A 22,322-nucleotide genomic window follows, 5' to 3' on the forward strand; every position below is an offset into this window, starting at 1 on the left:
GGCGCTGCACAGTTATGGCTTCACCGAGCGGTAGTACCGCCTGGCCCCTTCCTGCAGTGGTAGCGGGTCCGTGTAGATCGCTGTGCGCAAATCCACCAGCTGGGCCGAGTGGACGTGGTTGCCGATGTCGTCGCGGCTCTTGATGACCGTGCGGGTCACCCATTCGGTGAGACGCGGGTCCATGTCCTTGCGGGTCATCAGGACATTGGACACCGCGATCGTGGGCACCGCCGTGCCCTGTTGAACCGACGGGTACGCCGACTCCGGCATGTTGGTCGCCCGGTAGTAGATCGCGGCCTCGCCCTCGGTGTGCAGCTTGGTGACGAGGCTCCCGCCGATCGGCACGAACGTGAAGCTGAACTTCTTGGCCAGGTCCAGCAGCCCCTTGGTCGGCAGCCCGCCCGACCAGAAGAACGCGTCGATCCTGCCCCGCCGCAGCTGGTCCGGGCCGGTGTCTATGCCCTCGGACACCGGTGTGATGTCCTTCGTCGGGTCCACCCCGGCGGCCCTGAGCACCCGGGTGGCGATCAGCCGGACCCCCGAGTCGGGCAGCCCGATCGCCACCCGCTTGTGCCGCAGCTGCGCGACGCTGGTGATACCCGAGTCGCTGGGCACGACGAGCTGGACGTAGTCGTCGTAGAGCCGGGCCACCCCGCGCAGCTTTCCGGCGCCCTGCCCGTCGTTCAGTTCGTACGTCTCCACCGCGTCGGCCGCCGCGATGGTGAAGTCGGCCCGGCCGGTCGCCACCCGCTGCACGTTCTCGTACGACCCGTTGCTCTGCACCAGCTTCACCTTCAGCCCCGGCATGTCCTTGGCCAGCTCGGTGCGCAGCCGTTCGCCGTACTCCTGGTAGACGCCGCGCAGCGTACCGGTGCTGAAGGTGATCGTCCCGGTCGGCGGCTTCTCGCCCAGCGGCAGCAGCCACCACAGCAGCAGGCCGGACGCGACGAAGCAGGCGGCCGCGCCCTGGAGCGCGCGGCGCCTGCCGATACGGAGGAAGACCTTGGGCATGCGCGCGATCCTGCCAGCAGGGCACGGTCCTGACCAGGGCCGGGGGCAGGGCGGCGGACCCGGACTGTCAGTGGCGGCGGCTAGAGTCGTTCGCATGACCAGTTCCGTCCCCGGTGCCCCGACCGGTACCTCGCCCGCCCGCCTCGTCCGGGAGTTCCACCACGCCTTCGGTCTGGACGCCCGCACCACGCCGGCCGAGGTGTCCCCCGAACTGGCCGCGCACCGGGGGGAACTGCTCGCCGAGGAGGCCGCGGAGGTCGCCGAGGTCGCGGTGGACGGGCCCCTCGACCGGCTCGCGCACGAGCTGGCGGACGTGGTCTACGTGGCGTACGGCACCGCGCTGGTGCACGGGATCGACCTCGACGCGGTGCTCGCCGAGATCCACCGGTCCAACATGAGCAAGCTGGGGCCCGACGGGCAGGTGGCCCGCCGGGCCGACGGCAAGGTGCTCAAGGGCGAGCACTACCGGGCGCCGGACGTCTCGGCGGTGCTGCGCGGCCAGGGCTGGATACCGGGCGGCGCGGCCTGACCCGGGGTCAGAGGCCGTCGCCCGCCAGCTTCCACTCGCGGTGCAGGGCGCCCAGCGGGATGCCCCGTTCCAGCACCGGTGTGCCGAAGACCGACAGCTGGAGGCGGAGGGTGCCGGAGAGGTCGACACCGCCGTACAGGTTCCAGGCGCCCTGGACGTCCGCGCCCGGGGTGGCGGAGGTGGCGGTGACCGTGCCGGTCGCCTCACCGCGCAGGTACGGCGCCAGGTCGGCGGTGACGCCGACGCTGCCGTAGAGGCCGACGGAGGCCTCGGCGCCGAGCGTGGTCCTGACGCTGCCCGCGGTCGTCACCGAGGTGCGCACCGGCGTGCTCGTCATGGTCGAGCTGCTGACCGGCGTCCAGCCCTGGGCCGTGCCGAAGGTGCCGCCCGCCTTGAAGTCGCCCTTCAGGTTCTGCTCCACGTCCACGGTGATCTTCCCGTCGCCGCTCACCTGGAGATAGCAGGTCAGGTCGAGGTTGACGACGACGGGGACCACGCCGACCTGGAGGACCGGGTCGGCGTGCAGCTTGGCGAACGGGATGCGCAGCGGGGTGGCCGTGGCCGCCGCCCGCCCCTTGACCGCCCAGCCGGAGTCCCAGTCGCCGGAGACGCCGAGGTAGGCGGAGCCGGGCGCGGTGCCGGTGCCCGCGCCGCCGTAGGCGAAGTCGACCTGCGGCGCGACCTGGACGAAGCCGGAGACCGAGGCCGCGGCGGACGCCGGGGAGCCTTCGGGGGCCGGTACCTCGGTGCTGACGTCGAGCCGGAGGCTGCCGAGCGGCACGGTGGCGCCCTCGGGACCGACGTGCGCGTCAGCGGACCGGGACCAGGACACCTTGACGTCGGGCAGCAGCTTGTCGACGTCGAAGGCGGCAGGGTCGACGGGCACGGTGCCCTTGGCGGTGTCGTCGCCGAGGAGGGCGTCGAGGGTGGCGGGCTCGGTCTGCACCTCGGTGCCCGCGTCGGTCTCGCCGAGCACCTTGGTCACCTTGGCGAGCAGTCCGTCCGGGGCGCCGGGCGCGGGGGTACTGGCGATGACGTCACCGACGGCGGCCTGCCGGGCCGAAGCGGAGGCCGAGGCGGAGGCCGATGGCGTGGGGCTGGGGGAGACGGCCGGGGCAGCCGTATGTCCCTTCCCCGCCGAATTCCCTTTCGCGGCACTTGATATGACGGCCCGTCGGGTCTTGCCGTCGTACGAGCTGACGCTGAGCGTGGTGCGATGGGCCGGCCGGCCCTTCCCCGCCGAGCCGGCGGCCGTGGTCGCGGTCGCGGCGGGTGCGGCGGCGACGGCGAGCGCCTGGCCGTCCGTGCGGGCGGCGGCGGTGGCACCGTCGGAGACCCGGGCGGTCTCCCGGGAACGGTCGCCGGCGGAGGTCTGGTGCTGCGGCGAGGAGCAGCCGGCGGCGAGGAGAAGGGCGGTCACGGCGAAGGCGGGCATGAGGGCATGCCCTGGCCTCGTGCGTCTGCGCAAGGTCGGTCCTGAGGGTGGGGGGTGGCAAAGGAACACCGTTCTTTGTTACCGACAGGTAGAACTGGTCGGTAACTCGATGTGGCCCCGAGCATGCCACGCCTCCGACATGGGAACTCCGCAATCAGGTCACATCCCGACGTGACCTGAACCACGGCGACTTCAGGCCGCCGTGGCCGTTTCCGCGAGGGGTCCGCCCTGCCGCAGCGCGGCCGTCAGCCCTGCGCGGCCGCCCTGCGCTGCCGCTTGCCGAGGGGTGCCTGGGAGAGGTCCTCCGCGCTGGACCTGAGGTTCTTGTAGCCGTAGCCGCGCTCGGCCAGCCATGCCCTGGCCGCCTCCTCGGCGCGCTCGGTCGCCTCCAGGATGTCCTCCTCTTCCTCCCCGCTGTCCTGGAAGCGGAAGGTGAAGGCCGGGCGGGCGTTGATGTCGTAACTGAGGTGGCCCTCGGGCGTGAAGGCCGCGCGCAGCACGTCGTGCTCGGCGGCCCGGGAGAGCAGTTCGGCGCGCTGGCCGGCGTTGAGGCCGTCGAAGACGCCGCGGACGGTGACGCGGAAGATGCGGGTGGTCATGGCGCGACCCTAGGCAGGACGCGGCGCACCGCTCCACCGCATTTCCGGCGCCCCGCCGCGGTTACCCGCCGACCTGGCCGAGCCGCAGGTTCCAGCGACCGGGCCCGCCCGTGATCTCCGTCGCCGACAGCGGCGGGGTGTCCACGCGCCAGAACGCTGCTTCGGGTGCCCCCAGCACGTGCAGCACCATGGCCCGCACCACCTCCGGCTCCACCACGGCGATCGTCCTTCCGATGGTCAGGCCCGTCCGGTCCAGCCACCCGGCGACCCGCGCGCACAACTCCCGTACCGACTCGCCCCCGTGGGGCGCGGCCCCCGGGTCGGTCAGCCACTGGAGCAGTGCGTCGGGTTCGGCGGCGCCGAGCTCCTCCAGCGTCCGGCCCCGCCAACGGCCCGCGTCCAGGCCCGACAGCTCGGGCTCCGCCGAGGCGTCGAGGCCCAGCGCGGCCGCCGTCTCCCGGCAGCGCACGCCGGGGGAGTGGACCACCTCGCCCGCGGCCGGCAGGGACAGTGCCACCGTCCCGGGGTTCTCGATCGAGTCGCCGTCGTAGAAGCGGGCCCGCCGCAGCGAGGGGGTGAAGGCCGGGGCTATGAGGATGACTCGGCAGGTCACGGGGCGGTTTCTCCATGGTCGTCCGTCAGGTGTCGGCGGCGGGCGCCGGACGCGCACGACAGTACGCCGTCCGGCACCCGCACCAGGACCCGGCTACAGCTCCGCACGCACCGAACGTGCCGCCGCGACCAGGTTCTCCAGGGAGGCCCGGACCTCCGGCCAGCCGCGGGTCTTCAGCCCGCAGTCGGGGTTGACCCAGAGCCGTTCGGCGGGGATGGCCCGCAGGCCGGTCCGCACCAGGTCGGCGGCCTCGGCCGGGCTCGGCACCCGGGGCGAGTGGATGTCGTAGACCCCGGGTCCCGCCTCGCGCGGATAGCCGTGTGCGGCGAGCTCGCGGGCGACCTGCATGTGCGAGCGGGCCGCCTCCAGGCTGATGACGTCCGCGTCGAGGTCGTCGATGGCCCGGACGATGTCGCCGAACTCGGCGTAGCACATGTGCGTGTGGATCTGGGTCTCCGGACGGACTCCGCCGGTCGTCAGGCGGAACGCCTCGGTCGCCCACGCCAGATACCCGGCCCGGTCGGCGGCCCGCAGTGGCAGGGTCTCGCGCAGCGCGGGCTCGTCGACCTGGATGACCGAAGTGCCCGCGGCCTCAAGGTCGTTCACCTCGTCGCGCAGGGCGAGGGCGACCTGCCGGGCGGTGTCGCCGAGCGGCTGGTCGTCCCGGACGAACGACCAGGCCAGCATGGTCACCGGCCCGGTCAGCATGCCCTTGACCGGGCGGTCGGTGAGCGACAGCGCGTACGACGTCCAGCGCACCGTCATCGGCTCGGGGCGGGAGATGTCACCGGCCAGGACCGGCGGGCGCACGTACCGGGTGCCGTACGACTGCACCCAGCCGTGCTGGGTGGCCAGGTACCCCGTCAGCTGCTCGGCGAAGTACTGGACCATGTCGTTGCGTTCGGGTTCGCCGTGCACCAGGACGTCCAGACCGGCCTTCTCCTGGAAGGCGACCACCTCCCGGATCTCGGCCCTGACCCGCTCCTCGTACCCGGCCGTGTCGATCCGGCCCGCCCGCAAGTCCGCCCGTGCGGTGCGCAGTTCGCCGGTCTGCGGGAACGATCCGATGGTCGTCGTTGGCAGCAACGGCAGCCGAAGGTGGGCGCGTTGGGCGGCGGAGCGTTCGGCGTACGGCTGGCAGCGGCGGGCGTCGGCCGGGGTGACGGCGGCACACCGGGCGCGGACGGCGGGATCGCGGGTGATCGGCGAACCCGCCCGGGAGGCCAGGTCGGCGCGGTTGGCGGCGAGTTCGGCGGCGATGGTGTCGGGGCCCTGGGCGAGGCCCTTGGCGAGGGTGACGATCTCGGCGGTCTTCTGCTTCGCGAAGGCCAGCCAGCGCAGGATCTGCGGTGCGATGTCCCGCTCGGCGGCCGTGTCCAGCGGCACGTGCAGGAGGGAGCAGGAGGCGGCCACGTCGACCTGGTCGGCGAGGCCCAGCAGGGTGCCGAGGGTGGTGAGGGACGCCGGCAGGTCGTTGACCCAGATGTTGCGGCCGTTGACGACACCGGCGATCAGCCGCTTTCCGGGCAGCCCGCCGACGGCGGCCAGGGCGTCCAGGTTGGCGGCCGCCGCCCCGGTGAAGTCGAGGGCGAGCCCTTCGACCGGGGCCTTGGCCAGCACCGGCAGGGCCTCGCCGAGCCGGTCGAAGTAGGAGGCGACCAGGAGCTTCGGCCGGTCGGTGCGGGCGCCCAGGTCGCGGTAGGCGCGGGCGGCGGCGGCCAGCTCTGCCGGGGTGCGGTCCTGGACCAGGGCGGGCTCGTCGAGCTGCACCCACTCGGCGCCGGCCGCCCGCAGGTCGGCGAGGACCTCGGCGTACACCGGGAGCAGCCGGTCGAGGAGGGTGAGCGGGTCGAAGCCGGCGGGCACGCCGGGCGCCGGCTTGGCGAGCAGCAGGTAGGTGACCGGGCCGACCAGCACCGGACGGGTGGCGAGCCCGAGGGCCAGCGCCTCCCGCAACTCGCCCACCTGCTTGGCGGAGTTCGCGGCGAAGACGGTGTCCGGGCCCAACTCCGGTACCAGGTAGTGGTAGTTGGTGTCGAACCACTTCGTCATCTCCAGCGGCGCGATGTCCTGGGTACCGCGGGCCATGGCGAAGTAGCCGTCCAGGGCGTCGGCGTCGACGGCGGCGCGGTGCCGCTCGGGGACGGCGCCGACCATCACGGTGGTGTCGAGGACGTGGTCGTAGTACGAGAAGTCACCGGTCGGCACCTCGTGGATGCCGGCCTCGGCGACCTGCCGCCAGGTGGAGCGGCGCAGTTCGGCGGCGGTGGCACGCAGGGCGTCGGCGGTGATCCGGCCCTTCCAGTAGCTCTCGATCGCCTTCTTCAGTTCCCGGGCCGGCCCCTGGCGGGGGTAGCCGTACACGGTGGCCCGGGCTGCCGCGGCTGCGGACTTGGCTGTCACGGAGATCTCCTTCGCGAGACGATTCCCTGAGATCCCGGCGACGGGACGAGAGCGCGAAGGGGTGACGAACCGGACGGCGACGGTCGTACCCGACCGTCCGTCCGACCTGCACGCCGACCCGCCCACGAGGTCACCGGGATGTCCGCGCACGAGTGGTTCGCACACGGGCAGTTGGCAGGTCTTCGGACTCGCGGGCGCGTCTCGTCGTACAAAGTCGTACCTAGTCGTACGAGACCCCTACTGGCCGTCGCTTCCCGGATCCGGTGGATCCAGTGCGTATGACGGCGGTCGTTCCCACTCACCGCTGCGGGGCAGTCCCGGACTCACACCGGGTTCCCTCTTACGACATCCCGTCTGGCGAACGGGACGAACCAGCTGCGGGGTCCACCTTACGACCCACGTGAGGGAAGCGCCCCGAAAGGGGCGCGGGGCGTCGTCGATATGCGGCTCCGCCGCGTGGGCGCGACCAGCCCCCGACTACCCGCAGTCGCCCTCCAACAAGACCCTCCCGATCCCTAGGCGGACAACTCCTCCTCGATCCCCCGAACCACTCCACCCAAGGCCGCCACCAACTCCCCCAGCCGGCCCTTCTCATACCGCACGCTCGGCAGCGAGACCGAAACCCCCGCCACCACCCTCCCGTCGGCCCCCCGAACCGGCACCCCCACCGCGACCAGCCCCCGCTCCGACCGCTCCCGGTTCACGGCGAAGCCACCCCGCCGCACCCGCGCCAGCTCCCGCCGCAGCCCGGCGAGGTCCGGCCGCTCGGTCGGCCGGTCCCGGTACCGCTCCTCCGCGTACACCTCAGCCAGCTGCTCCTCCGGCAGGTCCGCCAGCAGCAGCAGTCCGCCCGTGGTCCGGTGCGCCGGGAACACCATCCCCTCCCGGGACCCCACCCGGAGCACCCGCGCACACTCCACACTGGCGATGAACCGGACGGAGTCGCCCGTGCGGATGACGAGGTTGGCCGTCTCCTCCACCACCTCGACCAGCCGCCGCAGATGCGGCAGCGCGACCGCCCGCAGCCGCGACACCTGCGACTGCGAGTGCGCGGCCAGCTCCAGGACCGGCCCGGCGCGGTAGATCCGGTCCTCGTCCTGGACGGCGAAGTCCCGGTACACGAGCATCGCCAGCAGCCGGTGCGCGGTGGACCGGGCCACGCCCAGCCGCTCGGCGATCTGCGACACGGTCAGCCCGCCCTCCAGCTGGAGCATCGCCGCGGCGCGCAGCGCGTGGTCGACACTCGCGATGGCGTACGGCGGCGGATTCTTCAGCGGCTTGTCCATCCCTCCAGAGTAGACACGGGATTCTGTTCTCCAGAATCTCCATGTCTTCCAGGTGGACACGGCGCACCCTGAGGGTTGTGACGCAGACCTTTACCCCAGACCGGGCCACGGACTCCCCGGTGCGCCTCCGGGCCGCCGCGGCGCCGGGGCAGCCCGAGGTCACCCCGGCCCTCGAAGAGCTGTACCGGGGCTTCGAGCGGGAGCTCCTCGTCCCGCTGTGGACCGAGATCGGCGACCTCATGCCGGCCCACCCGCGCTCCCGGGCCGTGCCCCACGTATGGCGCTGGCAGCAGCTGCGCGCCCTGGCCGCGCGGTCCGGCGACCTGGTTCCGGTGGGCCGCGGCGGCGAGCGCCGGGCCATCGCGCTCGCCAACCCGGCACTCGGCGGCCGGCCCTTCGCGACGCCGACCCTGTGGGCCGCGATCCAGTACCTGATGCCCGGCGAGGACGCCCCCGAGCACCGCCACACCCAGCACGCCTTCCGGTTCGTGGTGGAGGGCGAGGGCGTGTGGACGGTCGTCGGCGGCGACCCGGTCGCGATGCGGCGGGGCGACTTCCTGCCGCAGGCCGGCTGGCACATGCACGCCCACCACAACGCCACCGCCGAGCCGATGGCCTGGATCGACGGGCTGGACATCCCGTTCCAGTACCTCACCGAGTCGCAGTTCTTCGAGTTCGGCCGGGACGAGATCAGCGACGCCGAGCGGATCACCCCGGAGCGTTCGCGCTCCGAGCGCCTGTGGGGGCATCCGGGCCTCAGTCCGGTGGCGGCCACCGAGGCAGCCGAGGCCGCCGCCCCCGGCACCCCCCTCCTGGCCTACCGCTGGGAGCACACCGACCGCGCCCTCGCCGACCAGCTCGCGCTGGAGTCCGAGGGGTTCGCCGGCACCGTCGAGCCGGGCCACGCGGCCGTCCGCTTCACCGACCCGGCGACCGGCGCCGACGTGCTGCCCACCGTCCGCGCCGAGATGCACCGCGTCACGCGCGGCACCGAGACCGCGCCCGTCCGCGAGACCGGTTCGTCGGTGTACCAGGTCTTCGACGGCTCCGGCACGGTCACCGTCGGGGAGACGTCCTGGTCCGTCACGCGCGGCGACCTGTTCGTCGTGCCCTCCTGGCAGCCGCTGTCGGTCCGCTCCGAGGCAGGGGCGACCGACTCCGACTCCGGCGCGCTGGACCTGTTCCGGTTCAGCGACTCCCCGGTCTTCGAGGCCCTCCGGCTCAACCGCACGCACGTGGAAGGAACCACCCGATGAAGCTCGCGACCCTCCGCACCGGCGCCACCACCCGGGCCGTACGCCTCGACGGCGAGAGCGGCGAGAGCGGCGAGAGCGGCGAGAGCGGCCAGAGCGGCCAGAGCGGCGAGCCCGGCGGGGCCGGCGGGACGCTGGTCGACCTCGGCCTCCCGGACGTGGGTGCCGTGCTGCGCCAGGACGGCTGGCGGGAGTTCGCCGCCGCGGCGACCGGCCCGGCCTACCCGCTGGCCGGCGCCGACTTCGCCCCCGTCGTCCCCGCCCCCTCCAAGGTGGTGTGCGTCGGCCTCAACTACCGCAACCACATTCAGGAGATGGGCCGCGACCTGCCCGAACACCCTACCCTGTTCGCGAAGTTCGCGGACTGCCTGATCGGTGCGGGCGACGACATCGTGCGGCCGGAGGAGACCGGGCAGTTCGACTGGGAGGCCGAACTCGCCGTCGTGGTGGGCAGGACGGTACGGCGGGCACGCGGGGCCGAGGCCGCGGCGGCGATCGCCGGGTTCACCGTCCTCAACGACATCACCTGCCGGGACTGGCAGTTCCGCACCCGGGAGTGGCTTCAGGGCAAGGCGTGGGACTCCAGCACGCCGGTCGGGCCGTATCTCGTCACCCCGGACGAACTGCCGGGCGGTGTCCGGCCCGCGCTCGACATCCGGCTGGCCGTCGACGGCGAGGTGATGCAGTCCGACTCCACCGGGGACCTGCTCTTCGACCCGGTCGCGCTGGTGGAGTACGTGTCGACGATGGTCCGGCTCAACCCCGGCGACCTCATCGCCACCGGCACGCCCGGCGGGGTCGGCCAGGCCCGCGAGCCGCAGCGCTTCCTGCTGGGCGGCGAGACCGTCGTCACGGAGATCGCGGGCATCGGGCGGCTGGCCAACCGGGTCGTACGGGAGACGTCCGCCCGATGAGCCGTACCCTCGCGGACGCCCGGCGCTGGGCCCGGTCCGGCACCGAGCTGTTCCTCAAGGCCGCCGACGCCGACCTGGACCCGCCCAGCGGGCTGCCCGGCTGGACCCGAAGCCACCTGGTCGCCCATGTGGCCGCCAACGCCGACGCGTTGGGCAACCTCGTGCACTGGGCCGCCACCGGCGAGCCGACCCCGATGTACGCCTCGCCCGAGGAGCGCGCCGCCGGCATCGAGCACGGTGCCCGGCGGCCCGCGGCCGAACTGACCGCATGGCTGCGGCGGTCGGCCGACACCCTCGCCGACGCCATGGACGCGCTCGACGGGGTCCAGTGGCGGTCGCCGGTCGTGACCGGCCAGGGCCGTACCGTCCCGGCCACCGAACTGCCCTGGCTGCGCGCCCGCGAGGTGTGCGTGCACGCCGTCGACCTCGCCACCGGGGTGTCCTTCGCCGGCCTCCCGGCCGGCTTCCTCGCCGCGCTCTGCGACGACGCGGTCGCCAAACGGGCCGCCGCGGCCACCGGCCCGGCCCTCGTCCTGCGGTCCGACGGCCACCGCTGGGAGCTGCCGGGCCCGGGCGGGCCGGCCGAACTCACCGGCGGACTCCCCGAGATCGCCGCCTACCTCACCGGCCGCCCGGCCCCCTTCGACGGCGCGCCCGTCCTGACCCCCTGGCTCTGAGCAGCCTGCCCCGGTACGCAAGGAAGAGACCATGACCGCACCCACACCCCCCACCGGCCCGCACCGCCCCGACGTCCTCGTCGTCGGGGGCGGCATCGGCGGCCTCAGTACCGCCTTCGCCCTCACCCGGGCGGGACTGCGGGTGCGCGTCCTCGAACGCGCCGAGGAGTTCGGCGAGGTCGGCGCCGGCATCCAGCTCGCGCCCAACTGCACCCGCATCCTCGACGACTACGGCCTGCTCGACGAGGCCAGGAGCCTCGGTGTGCTCCCCGAGGCCATAGTGATGCGCGACGCCCTCGACGCCCGTGAACTCACCCGGCTCGACCTGCCCGACCTGGCACGCCGGTACGGCTACCCGTACCTGGTCATCCACCGCAGCGACCTGCACGCCCTCCTCCTGCGCGCCTGCCGGGCGGCCGGCGTCGAGCTGTGCACCGGCCGGAAGGTCGTCGGGTACGAGAACACCGGTGCCGGCGCCCGGATCCGGCTGGCGGACGGCCGTACCGAGGAGGCCGCGCTGGTCGTCGCCGCCGACGGACTGCACTCCGTGGCACGGCGGCAGTTCGTGGGCGACGACGTGGTCAGCTCGCGTTACGTGGCCTACCGGGCGGCCGTGCCCATCGAGCGGGTGCGGGGCAACGGGGTCGCGGAGAAGGACGTCGTCGTGTACGTCGGGCCGCGCTGCCACTTCGTGCAGTACCCGCTGCGCGGCGGCGAGATGCTCAACCAGGTCGCCGTCTTCGCGTCGCCGTCGGCCGATGCGGGTGCCGCAGGGACCGCGGGTGCCGCGGGCGACGCGCGGTGGGGCGGGCCCGAGGAGCTCGACGCGGCCTTCGAGGCCACCTGTGACACCGTCCGCCAGGGCATCCCGTTCATGTGGCGGGACCGCTGGTGGCAGATGCTCGACCGGGACCCGGTGGACACCTGGGTGCACGGCCGGGTCGCCCTGCTCGGCGACGCCGCGCATCCGCCGCTGCAGTACATGGCCCAGGGCGCGATCATGGCGATCGAGGACGGCTGGGTGCTCGCCCACCATCTCACCCGTACCGCCCCGGACTGGGATGCGGCCCTCGCCGCCTACCAGGCGGTCCGGGTCGAGCACTGCCGCCGGGTGCAGACCACCGCCCGCACCTGGGGCGAGCTGTGGCACCTCGAAGGCGAGGAACGCCTCCGGCGCAACGCGGTCATGCGGGCTCGGGACACGTACGACTACGGTCTCACCGACTGGGTGTACGGCCCGACCGCCCTGACCCCGGACCAGGAGCCGGCCATGTTCACGCCGATCCCGCTGGACGCCTGACCCCGCGCAGTGCCCGGGACAGCCCCAGTGCCGCCGTCCGTACCGCCGGGGCCAGCTGCGCGGGCCGGAACCGGCCGCACGGTACGGCCACCGAGAGCGCCGCGACCGCCGTGGGACCGTCGAAGACGGGTGCCGCGATGCAGCTGACCCCCACTGCGGCCTCTTCCTCCTCGTAGGCGAGCCCCGCGACCTGCGCCTGCTCGACGGCCGTGCGCAGCCGGGCGGGGTCCGTGACCGAGTGCGGGGTGAGCCGGGGGAGCGGTGCGGCCAGCACCTCCTCGACCAGCTCGGCGCCCGAGAACGCCAGCAGGGCCTTGCCGACCCCGGTACAGGTCAGCGGGAGCCGGCCGCCGATCCGGGACGGCAGCCGCAGCACGTCGTGGCCGTGGATGCGCTCGACGTAGACCACCTCGTGGCCCTCGCGCACCCCGAGGTGCACGGTCTCGTGGGTGGCCTCGAAGAGGTCCTGGAGGAACGGCAGCGCGGCCTCCCGCAGATCCTGCCGGCGCGGCACCAGCGACCCCAGCTCGAAGAGGGCGCCGCCCAGCCGGTAGGTCTCCGCGTCCCGTTCCAGCAGGCCGAGCCGGACCAGCTCGGCGCAGAGCCGGAACACGGTGGTCTTGGGCAGCTTGGACCGCTCGGCCAGTTCCGTCAGACGGAACGCGCCGCCGTTCGGGCGGTAGCAGTCCAGGACCGCCACTGCCTTGTCGAGCATGTTTCCCTGACTGCTGTTCCGTGCCACGGAACGTATTTTGCCTCGTTTCCCGGCGCCCGCCTATACCTGTCGGCATGAGCCCTGACCTCGTCACCAAGGTGGCCGACGTCCTCGACGAAGCCACCCGCACCGGCATCCCCTGCGCCCCCGTGCGCGCCCTCCTCCCCGAGGACGACATCGAGACCGCCTACGCGGTGCAGCGGCTGCACGTCGAGCGGGGCCTGGCCGCGGGCCGCCGGCTGGTGGGCCGCAAGATCGGGCTGACCTCGCCCGCCGTACAGCGGCAGCTCGGAGTCGATCAGCCCGACTTCGGGGCTCTCTTCGCGGACATGGCGGTCGCCGAGGGCGAGCCGGTCGCGGCCGGGCGGCTGCTCCAGCCCAAGGTCGAGGCCGAGGTCGCCCTGGTCCTGGCCGCCGACCTGCCGCACCGCGACCCGACCGTCGCCGACCTGCTGCGGGCCACCGCCTTCGCGCTGCCCGCGCTGGAGATCGTGGACAGCCGGATCGCCGGCTGGGACATCACGATCGTCGACACCGTCGCCGACAACGCCTCCAGCGGCCTGTTCGTCCTCGGCGGCACACCTGTCCCGCTGGACCGGGTCGACCTGCGGGGCGTCCGGATGACCCTGGACAAGAACGGCGCGACCGTCTCGCAGGGCACCGGCGCCGACTGCCTGGGCAGCCCGCTCACCGCCGCCCGCTGGCTCGCCGCCACCCTGGCCGGGCTCGGCGACCCGCTGCGGGCCGGCGACATCGTCCTCACCGGCGCGCTCGGCCCGATGGCGGTCGCCGCCGAGGGCGACGAGTTCACCGCGCACATCGAGGGCCTCGGCACGGTCGGGGTCACCTTCGCCACCGAGGGAGCAGCATGACCACGAAGGTCGCCGTCATCGGGTCCGGGAACATCGGCACCGACCTGATGATCAAGATCCTGCGGCTCTCCGAGTCGCTGGAGATCGCCGCCATGGCGGGCATCGACCCGGACTCGGACGGCCTGGCGCGCGCCCGCCGCCTCAAGGTGGCCACCACTCACGAGGGCGTCGACGGCCTGGTCGGCCTGGACGCCTTCGAGGACGTGTCGCTCGTCTTCGACGCCACCTCCGCCGGCGCCCACCGCCGCCACGACGAGGTGCTGCGCGCCCTCGGCCGTACGGTCGTCGACCTCACCCCGGCCGCGCTCGGCCCGTACGTCGTCCCGCCCGTCAACGGCGACGCCCACCTGGACGCCCCGAACGTCAACATGGTCACCTGCGGTGGCCAGGCCACCATCCCGGTCGTCGCCGCGGTCAACGCGGTCACCCCGGTCCACTACGGCGAGATCGTCGCCTCGATCTCCTCCCGCTCCGCCGGTCCCGGCACCCGCGCCAACATCGACGAGTTCACCGAGACCACCTCCGCCGCCATCGAGAAGGTCGGCGGCGCGGCCCGCGGCAAGGCGATCATCGTGCTCAACCCCGCCGAACCGCCCCTGATCATGCGGGACACCGTGCACTGCCTGGTCGGCGACTGCGACGACGCGGCGGTGACGGAATCGGTCGAGGAGATGGTCGCGCGCGTCCAGACGTACGTCCCCGGCTACCGCCTCAAGCAGAAGGTGCAGTTCGAGCGGGTGGCCGCCGACGACCCGCTGCGCACCCTCGCCCCCGGCGACGCCGTGAAGGTCTCCGTCTTCCTCGAAGTGGAGGGCGCCGCCCACTACCTGCCCGCCTACGCCGGCAACCTCGACATCATGACCTCGGCCGCGCTGCGCACCGCGGAGCGCATGGCGGCCTACCGTGCCCCGGAGGTGGCGTCCCGATGACCGCTCTGTACGTCCAGGACGTCACCCTGCGGGACGGCATGCACGCCGTCCGCCACCGCTACACCGTCGACCAGGCCCGCACCATCGCGGGCGCCCTCGACGCCGCCGGGGTCCGCGCCATCGAGGTCGCCCACGGCGACGGCCTGTCCGGCTCCAGCGTCACCTACGGCGTCGGCGCGCACACCGACTGGGAGTGGATCGAGGCGGTCGTGGGCGCCGTGCACCAGGCGATCCCCACCACCCTCCTCCTCCCGGGCATCGGCACGGTCCACGACCTGAAGCAGGCCCACTCCCTGGGCATCCGCTCGGTCCGTATCGCCACCCACTGCACCGAGGCCGACATCTCCGCCCAGCACATCGCCGCCGCGCGGGAACTGGGCATGGACGTGGCCGGGTTCCTGATGATGTCCCACCTCGCCGAACCCGCCGAACTCGCCCGCCAGGCCAAGCTGATGGAGTCCTACGGCGCGCACTGCGTGTACGTCACCGACTCCGGCGGCCGCCTGACCATGGACGGCGTCCGCGACCGGGTCCGCGCCTACCGGGACGTCCTCGACCCGGCCACCGGACTCGGCATCCACGCCCACCACAACCTCGGCCTGGGCGTGGCCAACTCGGTCGTCGCCGTCGAGAACGGCGTCACCCGCGTCGACGCCTCCCTCGCCGGACAGGGCGCCGGGGCCGGCAACTGCCCCCTGGAAGCCTTCATCGCGGTCGCCGACCTGATGGGCTGGGAACACGGCTGCGAGCTGTTCCCGCTGATGGACGCCGCCGACGACGTCGTACGACCGCTGCAGGACCGCGAGGTGCGGGTGGACCGCGAGACCCTCACCCTCGGCTACGCCGGCGTCTACTCCAGCTTCCTGCGGCACGCCGAGGCCGCCGCCCGGCGCCATGGCCTCGACACCCGCGCGATCCTGGTCGAGGTGGGCCGCCGCAAGCTGGTCGGCGGGCAGGAGGACATGATCACCGACATCGCCCTGGATCTCGCCGGGAGCTGATGACGCCCGGTTGTCAGTGCCGGCTGACAGACTCGGCGGCGTGAACACCCAACGCCGAGAACTGGCAGCACGCTTCGTCGAGTCGCACCGGGAAGGCTGCTTCCTGCTCCCCAACGCGTGGGACGCGGGAAGCGCCCGCGTCCTGGAGACGGCCGGTTTCCCGGCCGTGGCCACCACCAGCGCGGGCATCGCCTTCTCCCTGGGCCGCGCGGACCACGACTACGGCGGCGGCCGGGTCGACCGCGCGACGATGGTGGACCGGATCCGTGAGATCGCCGCCGAGGTACGGATCCCGGTGAGCGCGGACCTGGAGGACGGGTACGGGGAGTCCCCCGAGACCGTGGCCGAGACGATCGCGATGACGCTCGGCGCCGGAGCCGCGGGCGGCAACATCGAGGACTTCACGGGCGACCGCTCCCGGCCGCTGTACGACCCGAAGCTCGCGGCCGACCGGATCCGTGCCGCGCGCGAGGCGATCGACGCGGCCGGCGAGCCGTTCGTCCTGGTCGGCCGGACCGACGTGCTGCTCACCGGCGGCCCGCTGGAGGAGGCCGTGCGCCGGGCCAACGCCTATCTCGCGGCGGGCGCGGACTGCGCGTTCGTACCCGGCGCGGCCGACGCTGAGACGATCGGCAGGTTGGTCAGGGAGATCGACGGCCCGCTGAACGTGGTGATGGGCCTGACCGGCAATGCCCTGTCCCTGGCCGACCTCCGCGAACTCGGCGTGCGCCGGGTCACGGTGGGCGGCAGCATCGCGCGGGCGATGTACGCGCAGCTGCTGGGCGCGGCGAGGGAGCTGGCGGACCGGGGCACCTTCTCGTACGCCGAGAACCAGATCTCGCAGACGGACCTGAACGAGCTCTTCCGCAGATGACGCGAAGGGCGGGCCGGATGGCTCCGGCCCGCCCCCCCCGCGCGATGCTGTTACGACAGCTTGATCAGCGAGTAGTCGTCGCAGTAACCGGCCGCCGAACCGGAGTTCTTGTAGCAGTAGACACCGGCGGAGGTGGTGGAGACGCCCGTGGTGAAGAAGACGGGCTGCTGGGCGTAGGACGTGGTCGAGGACCGCAGGTACGTCTCCGTACCGCCGAAGCTCTTCACACCCACCGCGACCTCCTCACCGGCGGTGGCCACCTTGGCCCAGCCCACCAGCAGATAGGTGCCGCTGGAGGCGAGGCCGCTCACCGTCTGGATCGCACCGCTGGCACTGACCCCGGTCTGGAGCGCGTAGGTGCCGGAGCGGGCGTTGGAGGCGACCACACTGGACGCCGTACCGGTCGACTGGGCCCAGGGGGTCAGGGCGCCGGTCTCGTAGCCGGGGTTGGTGACGGCGTTGGCGGCGGAGGACAGGGGCTCCACCGCGAGGTCGTCGCAGTAGCCCGGGCCGCTGCCGCCGGCGTTCTTCCAGCAGTAGACGGTGGCCGTGGTGCTCGACGAGCCGGTGGTGAACAGCACCGCCGCCTGGCTGTAGGACGTGGTGGCGATGTTGGTGTAGGTCTCCGTGCCGCCGAAGTTCTTCACGCCGATCGCGAGGGTCTCGCCCGCGGTGGCGACCTTGGCCCAGCCGGTCAGCAGATAGGTGGTGCTCGGGCTGAGGCCGGTCAGGGCCTGGTTGGCGCCGCTGCCGCTCGCGGTCGTGGTGAGCGCGTAGCTTCCGGTGCGGGCGTTGGCCGCGGTCACGGCGGAGGAGTTGCCGCTGGCCTGGGTCCAGGGGCTCAGCGAGCCGGTCTCGAAGCCGGCGTTGGAGAGCAGGTTGCCGCCGGTGCCGTTGTAGGCGCCGATGTTGGGGGCGGCCGTCGCGGAGACGGCGTTGCCGAAGGCGTCGTAGCCGCCGTTGGAGCTGATGACCGTGCCGGCCCGGATCACCGGGGAGGACGCGTGCACCTGGTAGGCGTTCTTGCCGGTGTACGAGGACGAGGTGTTGGCGTTGCCCGGGTTGCGGAACTCGGGGTCGGCGGTCACCTTCGCGGCGTCGGCGGGCTCGCGGGACGGGTGGTTGCCGTAGAAGAGGTTGTTGGAGTAGGTCGACGTGCCGGTGGTGGTGAAGTAGTTGCCGGAGCCGTAGTTGAAGACGGCGTTGTTCTGGAAGGACAGGGCGCCGCTGATGGACGTGCCGGAGCGGGAGTACAGGATCGGGGTGCTCAGGCCGTCCCGGACGGAGAACGTGTTGTTGTAGAAGAGCGGGACGGCGGAGGAACTGCCGCTCTGGTTGGGTACGCCGCCCACGAAGTGCAGGACTCCGGCGCCGTGGGTCTGGGTGCCGGAGGTGGGGCAGCCGGAGTTGCTGCCGTCGTTCTCGCTGATGTTGTAGCGGACCACCGTGCCGTCGCTGGGCACTGTCGAGGTGGGCTCGTTGGCGATGGTGAAGGGCGGCATCACCAGCAGGAAGCCGCCGAGGTTCTGGTGGCTGTAGTTGTACTGGAACGTGGTGTTGTGGTTGCCCCAGTCCACGTCGAAGCCGGTGCCGTCGGCGCCGTTGACGTGGCAGTAGACCTCGTTGTTCTGGACGACGGTGTTGCTGCTGCCGGACATCCAGATACCGGCGGAGGCGCCGTTGCAGTACTGGCCGGACGGCGGGCAGGTGGACTTGGCGCCGCCGTAGCCCGCCTTGTTGCCGTCGATCAGGGCGCCGTCGTTCTTCACGACGAGGATGTCGTCGGCGCCGTCGTAGGTCATCGTGTTGCCCCGGATGACGGTGTTCGTGGTCAGGCCGGTGCCCTGGCCGTCGCCGTCCGGGGTGACGGCGACGGCGATCCGGTCGACGTGGTCGAAGGTGTTGTTCTCGACGACGACGTCGTCCCAGGTGGAGACCGGGGTGGTGTGGTCGGTCTGGACGCCGACGCCGGCGTTGGTGGAGTACCAGCCGCCGCCGTAGCCCGCGATGTTGTGGATGTACATGTCGTGCACGCGGATGTGGTGCAGGACGCCGCCGGAGCTGTTCTCGGCGAGGACGCCCGAGCGGTAGGCGGGCGAGGAGGCGTTGTCGACCAGCTCCAGGCCGCCGATGTCCCAGTACTGCTGGTTGAGCAGTTTGACGACCGCGCCGGTGGCACCGGCCGCGTCGATGATGGGCTTGGCGCCGGAGCCGTAGGAGCTGATCGAGATGTTGCTGCCGGAGGCTCCCGAGCCGCCCGGGGAGAGCTGGCCGGTGCAGGTGGTGCCGGCCTTGAACAGGATGCTGTCGCCTGCGGTGAAGGTGGTGCCGTTGACGCTGCCGACCGCGTTCCAGGGGCTGGCCTGGGTCCCGGTGCCGTTGCTGGAGGCAGAGCAGTCGACGTAGTAGGCCGTGCCGGCGGCGTGCGCGGCGGTGGCCGGCACGAGCAGGGCGCCGGCGAGGGTGGCCAGAAGAGTCAGCACGCGGGCTGTTCGACTGGCCGTACTTGAGGTTGATCTGCGACGCTTCATTGCGACGCTCCTTGGTGAGAGTGAGTGTCCTCCGAAAGCCGGGCGGGTCCGTTGCCGCGGACCCGTCCGGAATCTGTGGGGGCAGAAAAACAGGGGGTGCGGGACCGTTCGCGAGTGCCGGTGCGTTGTGGCTGGTCGCGCCCACGCGGCGGAGCCGCAAATCGATACAGCCCCGCGCCCCTTTAGGTGGGACCAGTGGGCCCACCTTTCTTGGGGGCGCGGGGAACTGCCCGAACAACCCCCACCGGCCCGCAGCCGACCCGCTACCGTCGCTACCAGGACGCCAGCGAACCGTCCCTGTTCCGCCATACCGGGTTCCGCCAGCGGTGCCCCTTCTCCGCGGCCTCCCGGATGACGGCTTCGTCGATCTCGATGCCCAGCCCCGGACCCGTCAGCCGGTCGATGTAGCCGTCCTTCACCTCGAACGGGGAGGCGTCGGCCAGGTACCCCAGCAACCCGCTGCTGTCGCCGTACCCGATGCCCAGGGACTGTTCCTGGATCAGGAAGTTCGGGATGGCGAAGTCGAGTTGGAGGCTCGCGGCGAGGGCGATGGGGCCGAGGGGACAGTGCGGGGCGACCAGGACGTCGTAGGTCTCCGCCAGCGCAGCGATCCGGCGGGTCTCCGAGATGCCGCCCGCGTGGCTGATGTCGGGCTGGGCCACCGCGATCCCGTCGCCGAGGACGTCACGGAAGTCCCAGCGGGAGAAGAGGCGTTCGCCCGTGGCGATGGGGATGGACGTGGCGCGGACGACCTCGCCGAGGTCGCGCGTGAACTCCGGCAGCACCGGCTCCTCCACGAACATCGGGAGCAGCGGCTCCAGGTACGGAAGGACCCGCCGCGACATCGCCCCGCTGAACCGGCCGTGGAAGTCCAGCGCCAGGTCCCGGTCGGGGCCGATCGCCTCGCGGACCGCCGTCACCCGGTCCACGATCGCGGCGATCGCGGCCGGCGTCGCCAGCGGCTCCAGCTGTGCGCAGGGGTTCATCTTCACGGCCGTCAGGCCCTTGGCCACCTGGTCCGCAGCCGACTCGGCGAGTTCCTCGGGCGTCTCGCCGTACAGCCAGCCGTAGATGCGGACGCGGTCGCGGACATGGCCGCCGAGGAGCTGGTGCACGGGGACGCCGTGGGTCTTGCCGGCGATGTCCCACAGGGCCTGGTCGATGCCGGCGAGGGCGCTGCTGAGCACCGGGCCGCCCCGGTAAAAGCCGCCCTTGGCGAGCATCTGCCAGTGCTCCTCGATACGGGCCGGGTCCTGCCCGAGGAGGTAGTCGAACATCTCCTCGACGGCCTTGGCGGTGGTGTGCGCCTTGCCCTCGACGACGGGTTCTCCCCAGCCGGAGATGCCCTCGTCGGTGTCGACGCGCAGGAACAGCCAGCGCGGCTCGACGAAGAACAGCTCGTATCCGGTGATTTTCATGGTGCGGGACCTCCGGGTCCGCGGGCACGGCGGCCCGGGGCGGTGACGTACGAAGAAGGGGAGTTGCGCGTTACTCGTGGGCGCTGATGCTGCGGCCGCCGTCCACCACCAGGTTCTGGCCGGTGATGAAGGCCGCGTCCTCGGAGCCGAGGAAGGCCACGGCGGCGGCGATGTCCTCGGGTTCGCCGATGCGGCCGACCGGGGTGCGGGCGGCGGTCCGGGCGCGGTAGTCGGCCGGGGCGTTCACCCACAGGCCGGTGTCGACGGCCCCGGGGACGACCGCGTTGACGCGGATCCGGCCGCCGTACTCCACCGCCAACTGCCGTACCAGCGCGGTGACTCCGCCCTTGGCGGCCGCGTAGGCGGGGAAGCCGCTGAAGCCGAGGACCGCGTGCACCGACGAGGTGACGACGATCGCGCCGCGGGCGGCGGAGAGCAGGGGTACGGCCGCGCGGCAGCCGTAGAAGACCGAGTCGAGGGCGAGGCGGAGATGGCTGTGCCAGGAGGCGTCGTCGAGTTCGTGGATCGCGCCGGGCAGGTTGCGGCCGGCGTTGAGGTGGAGGAGGTCCAGGCGGCCGGTCCACTGCTCGGCGGCCCGGACCGCGTGCGGCCAGGCTTCGGGGTCGGTCACGTCGAGGGCGCGGTGACGGGCGTCGCCGCCCTTGGCGCGGACCTCCTCGGCGACCCGGGCGGCGCCCTCCTCGTCCACGTCGGTGACCAGGACGGACGCGCCCTCGCCGGCCAGCCGGTGGGCGGTGGCGGCGCCGATGCCGGAGGCTGCGGCGGTGAGCAGGGCGGTGCGCCCGGCGAAGCGGGTGGCGATGGTGCGGCTCATGGGGTTCCTCTCGGTGCGACCGGCGGCTCGGTCATCCCGTTAGGTTCGTCAGTCGGGTCTTCCGCCCGGCTCGGCCGGGGGAGCGGTGGAGCCGCGGCGGACCAGCCGCGGCTCGGTGGGGACGATCACGTCCCCGGGGGACTTGCCCTCGATCTCGGCGACCAGGGCGTCGACGGCTGCGGTGCCCAGGTCGTACAGGGGCATCGCGACCGTGGTGAGCGGCGGGGTGAGATAGCCGGCGACCGGCAGGTCGTCGTTGCCGACCAGCGAGACGTCCTGCGGTACCCGCAGGCCGAGTTCGCCGATCGCGTGCAGGGCGCCGATCGCCTGGGCCAGCGAGCTGGTGTACAGCGCGGTGACCCGGGGGCGGGTGTCGGTGGGGGCGAGCAGGGCGCGGGCGGCCACGGCGCCGCCCTCCTCGGTGAAGTCACCGGAGGCGACCGGCACGGCGAGCAGTCCCAGCTCACCGGCGCGGTCCAGGAACGCCCGTTTGCGGTCCTCACTGGGGGTGATGCCGGTCGGCCCTGCGATGTGGCCCACCACGCGATGGCCGAGCTCGTGCAGGTGGTCGAGCGCGGTGACGCTGGAACGGGCCACGTCCATGGTGACGTTGCGTCCCGAGCCCTCGACCGCGCGGTTGAGGAACACATGCGGGACGGGGCTGCGGCGCAGCGTCTCCAGAAGCGGATGGCCGGGGCGGGCGGAGGCGATCAGCAGCCCGTCCACGCGGCCTTCCTTGACCAGGTCGTTGAAGGTCTCGTCGGCCTCCTGCCCGTCGAAGTCCTCGGCGAGCAGGGAGAGATAGCCCAGCTCACGGGCGCGTTGGTAGGCGCCGCGGGAGATGGTGACATAGGTCGGGTTGCCGAGGGAGGGCACCAGCAGGGCCAGGGCGTGGGTGCTCGCGCCGGCCAGGGCGCGGGCGCCGGAGTGCGGGCGGTAGCCGAGGGCCTCGGCCACCTCGTGGATGCGCGCTCTGGTCTCGGGGCGGACGGACAGGTCCTGGCGTCCGTTGAGCACCTTGGACACGGTCGCCTTGGAGACGCCGGCTTCTCTGGCGACATCCACCAGCCTGGCCCGTACTGGCTGATCGGGCACTGAGATTCCTCCAAGCGGTCTGTTGTGTTTGG

General features: G+C 72.7%; 20 protein-coding genes and 1 riboswitch. Of the genes, 9 read left to right on the forward strand and 11 right to left on the reverse strand.

Features of this window, described 5'->3' with window-relative positions:
• Positions 1-12 precede the first annotated feature (12 nt).
• Positions 13-1,011 (reverse strand): TAXI family TRAP transporter solute-binding subunit, encoded by a 999-nt coding sequence (locus tag KVT45_RS33460; protein ID WP_217552905.1) that lies wholly within the window; start codon positions 1,009-1,011, stop codon positions 13-15.
• A gap of 94 nt (positions 1,012-1,105) precedes the next feature.
• On the opposite strand from KVT45_RS33460, the gene KVT45_RS33465 reads away from it, so the two are divergent.
• Positions 1,106-1,540 carry a MazG nucleotide pyrophosphohydrolase domain-containing protein gene (locus KVT45_RS33465; protein WP_217552906.1) on the forward strand — a complete coding sequence of 145 codons (435 nt, stop codon included), beginning with the start codon at positions 1,106-1,108 and terminating at the stop codon, positions 1,538-1,540.
• A gap of 7 nt (positions 1,541-1,547) precedes the next feature.
• Here KVT45_RS33465 and KVT45_RS33470 read toward each other — a convergent pair whose 3' ends face one another.
• The 5 genes from KVT45_RS33470 to KVT45_RS33490 all read right to left on the reverse strand — a co-directional run bounded on the left by KVT45_RS33470 (position 1,548) and on the right by KVT45_RS33490 (position 7,876).
• Complete coding sequence (locus KVT45_RS33470) at positions 1,548-2,975, reverse strand: hypothetical protein (protein ID WP_217552907.1); 1,428 nt, start codon at positions 2,973-2,975, stop codon at positions 1,548-1,550.
• 245 nt (positions 2,976-3,220) lie between these two features.
• Positions 3,221-3,574 (reverse strand): DUF6204 family protein, encoded by a 354-nt coding sequence (locus KVT45_RS33475; protein WP_217552908.1) that lies wholly within the window; start codon positions 3,572-3,574, stop codon positions 3,221-3,223.
• Positions 3,575-3,635: 61 nt separating this feature from the next.
• Positions 3,636-4,187: a histidine phosphatase family protein gene (locus KVT45_RS33480; protein ID WP_217552909.1), complete on the reverse strand. Its 552-nt coding sequence runs from the start codon at positions 4,185-4,187 to the stop codon at positions 3,636-3,638.
• Positions 4,188-4,280: 93 nt separating this feature from the next.
• Complete coding sequence (gene metE / locus KVT45_RS33485; RefSeq protein WP_217552910.1) at positions 4,281-6,590, reverse strand: 5-methyltetrahydropteroyltriglutamate--homocysteine S-methyltransferase; 2,310 nt, start codon at positions 6,588-6,590, stop codon at positions 4,281-4,283.
• Between the two features lie 155 nt (positions 6,591-6,745).
• A riboswitch (cobalamin riboswitch) is annotated at positions 6,746-6,981 on the reverse strand.
• A gap of 124 nt (positions 6,982-7,105) precedes the next feature.
• Positions 7,106-7,876, reverse strand: a complete 771-nt coding sequence (locus tag KVT45_RS33490) for an IclR family transcriptional regulator (protein WP_217552911.1) — start codon at positions 7,874-7,876, stop codon at positions 7,106-7,108.
• A gap of 41 nt (positions 7,877-7,917) precedes the next feature.
• On the opposite strand from KVT45_RS33490, the gene KVT45_RS33495 reads away from it, so the two are divergent.
• Genes KVT45_RS33495 through KVT45_RS33510 form a run of 4 tightly spaced genes read left to right on the forward strand, consistent with a single transcriptional unit; the run spans position 7,918 to position 12,020 of the window.
• Positions 7,918-9,132, forward strand: a complete 1,215-nt coding sequence (locus KVT45_RS33495; protein WP_217552912.1) for a cupin domain-containing protein — start codon at positions 7,918-7,920, stop codon at positions 9,130-9,132.
• The gene (locus tag KVT45_RS33500) at positions 9,129-10,043 is read left to right on the forward strand and encodes a fumarylacetoacetate hydrolase family protein (protein ID WP_217552913.1); all 915 of its coding nucleotides are present in this window, start codon (positions 9,129-9,131) and stop codon (positions 10,041-10,043) included. The genes KVT45_RS33495 and KVT45_RS33500 overlap by 4 nt, the downstream gene beginning before the upstream one ends.
• On the forward strand, positions 10,040-10,720 hold the full coding sequence (locus KVT45_RS33505) for a maleylpyruvate isomerase family mycothiol-dependent enzyme (RefSeq protein WP_217552914.1): 681 nt from the start codon (positions 10,040-10,042) through the stop codon (positions 10,718-10,720). Before KVT45_RS33500 ends, KVT45_RS33505 begins: the two co-directional genes overlap by 4 nt.
• 31 nt (positions 10,721-10,751) lie before the next feature.
• On the forward strand, positions 10,752-12,020 hold the full coding sequence (locus KVT45_RS33510; RefSeq protein ID WP_217552915.1) for an FAD-dependent oxidoreductase: 1,269 nt from the start codon (positions 10,752-10,754) through the stop codon (positions 12,018-12,020).
• Here KVT45_RS33510 and KVT45_RS33515 read toward each other — a convergent pair.
• Positions 11,995-12,735, reverse strand: coding sequence for an IclR family transcriptional regulator (locus KVT45_RS33515; RefSeq protein ID WP_217552916.1), 741 nt, complete (start codon positions 12,733-12,735; stop codon positions 11,995-11,997). The genes KVT45_RS33510 and KVT45_RS33515 overlap by 26 nt on opposite strands.
• 74 nt (positions 12,736-12,809) lie before the next feature.
• Between KVT45_RS33515 and KVT45_RS33520 the strand changes: the two genes are divergently transcribed.
• The 4 genes from KVT45_RS33520 to KVT45_RS33535 are packed head-to-tail and all read left to right on the forward strand — an operon-like array spanning position 12,810 to position 16,411.
• Positions 12,810-13,607, forward strand: a complete 798-nt coding sequence (locus tag KVT45_RS33520) for a 2-keto-4-pentenoate hydratase (RefSeq protein ID WP_217552917.1) — start codon at positions 12,810-12,812, stop codon at positions 13,605-13,607.
• On the forward strand, positions 13,604-14,536 hold the full coding sequence (locus tag KVT45_RS33525; protein ID WP_217552918.1) for an acetaldehyde dehydrogenase (acetylating): 933 nt from the start codon (positions 13,604-13,606) through the stop codon (positions 14,534-14,536). Before KVT45_RS33520 ends, KVT45_RS33525 begins: the two co-directional genes overlap by 4 nt.
• Entirely contained in the window at positions 14,533-15,537 is a 1,005-nt protein-coding gene (gene dmpG, locus KVT45_RS33530) for a 4-hydroxy-2-oxovalerate aldolase (protein ID WP_217552919.1), read from the forward strand. Before KVT45_RS33525 ends, dmpG begins: the two co-directional genes overlap by 4 nt.
• A gap of 40 nt (positions 15,538-15,577) precedes the next feature.
• A complete protein-coding gene (locus tag KVT45_RS33535; protein ID WP_217552920.1) occupies positions 15,578-16,411 on the forward strand; it encodes an isocitrate lyase/phosphoenolpyruvate mutase family protein in 834 nt (277 codons plus the stop codon).
• 50 nt (positions 16,412-16,461) lie between these two features.
• Here the strand turns inward: KVT45_RS33535 and KVT45_RS33540 are convergent, their stop codons facing one another.
• The 4 genes from KVT45_RS33540 to KVT45_RS33555 all read right to left on the reverse strand — a co-directional run bounded on the left by KVT45_RS33540 (position 16,462) and on the right by KVT45_RS33555 (position 22,290).
• A complete protein-coding gene (locus KVT45_RS33540) occupies positions 16,462-18,894 on the reverse strand; it encodes a carbohydrate binding domain-containing protein (protein ID WP_308310933.1) in 2,433 nt (810 codons plus the stop codon).
• Between the two features lie 320 nt (positions 18,895-19,214).
• Entirely contained in the window at positions 19,215-20,360 is a 1,146-nt protein-coding gene (gene dgoD, locus KVT45_RS33545; protein ID WP_217552922.1) for a galactonate dehydratase, read from the reverse strand.
• 70 nt (positions 20,361-20,430) lie between these two features.
• A complete protein-coding gene (locus KVT45_RS33550) occupies positions 20,431-21,195 on the reverse strand; it encodes an SDR family NAD(P)-dependent oxidoreductase (protein ID WP_217552923.1) in 765 nt (254 codons plus the stop codon).
• Positions 21,196-21,243: 48 nt separating this feature from the next.
• Positions 21,244-22,290 carry a LacI family DNA-binding transcriptional regulator gene (locus KVT45_RS33555; RefSeq protein WP_308310934.1) on the reverse strand — a complete coding sequence of 349 codons (1,047 nt, stop codon included), beginning with the start codon at positions 22,288-22,290 and terminating at the stop codon, positions 21,244-21,246.
• Between the last annotated feature and the right edge of the window lie 32 nt (positions 22,291-22,322).

Origin of the sequence: Streptomyces sp. GbtcB6 (genome assembly GCF_019091475.1) — a bacterium.
Taxonomy (GTDB): Bacteria; Actinomycetota; Actinomycetes; order Streptomycetales; family Streptomycetaceae; genus Streptomyces; species Streptomyces hyaluromycini.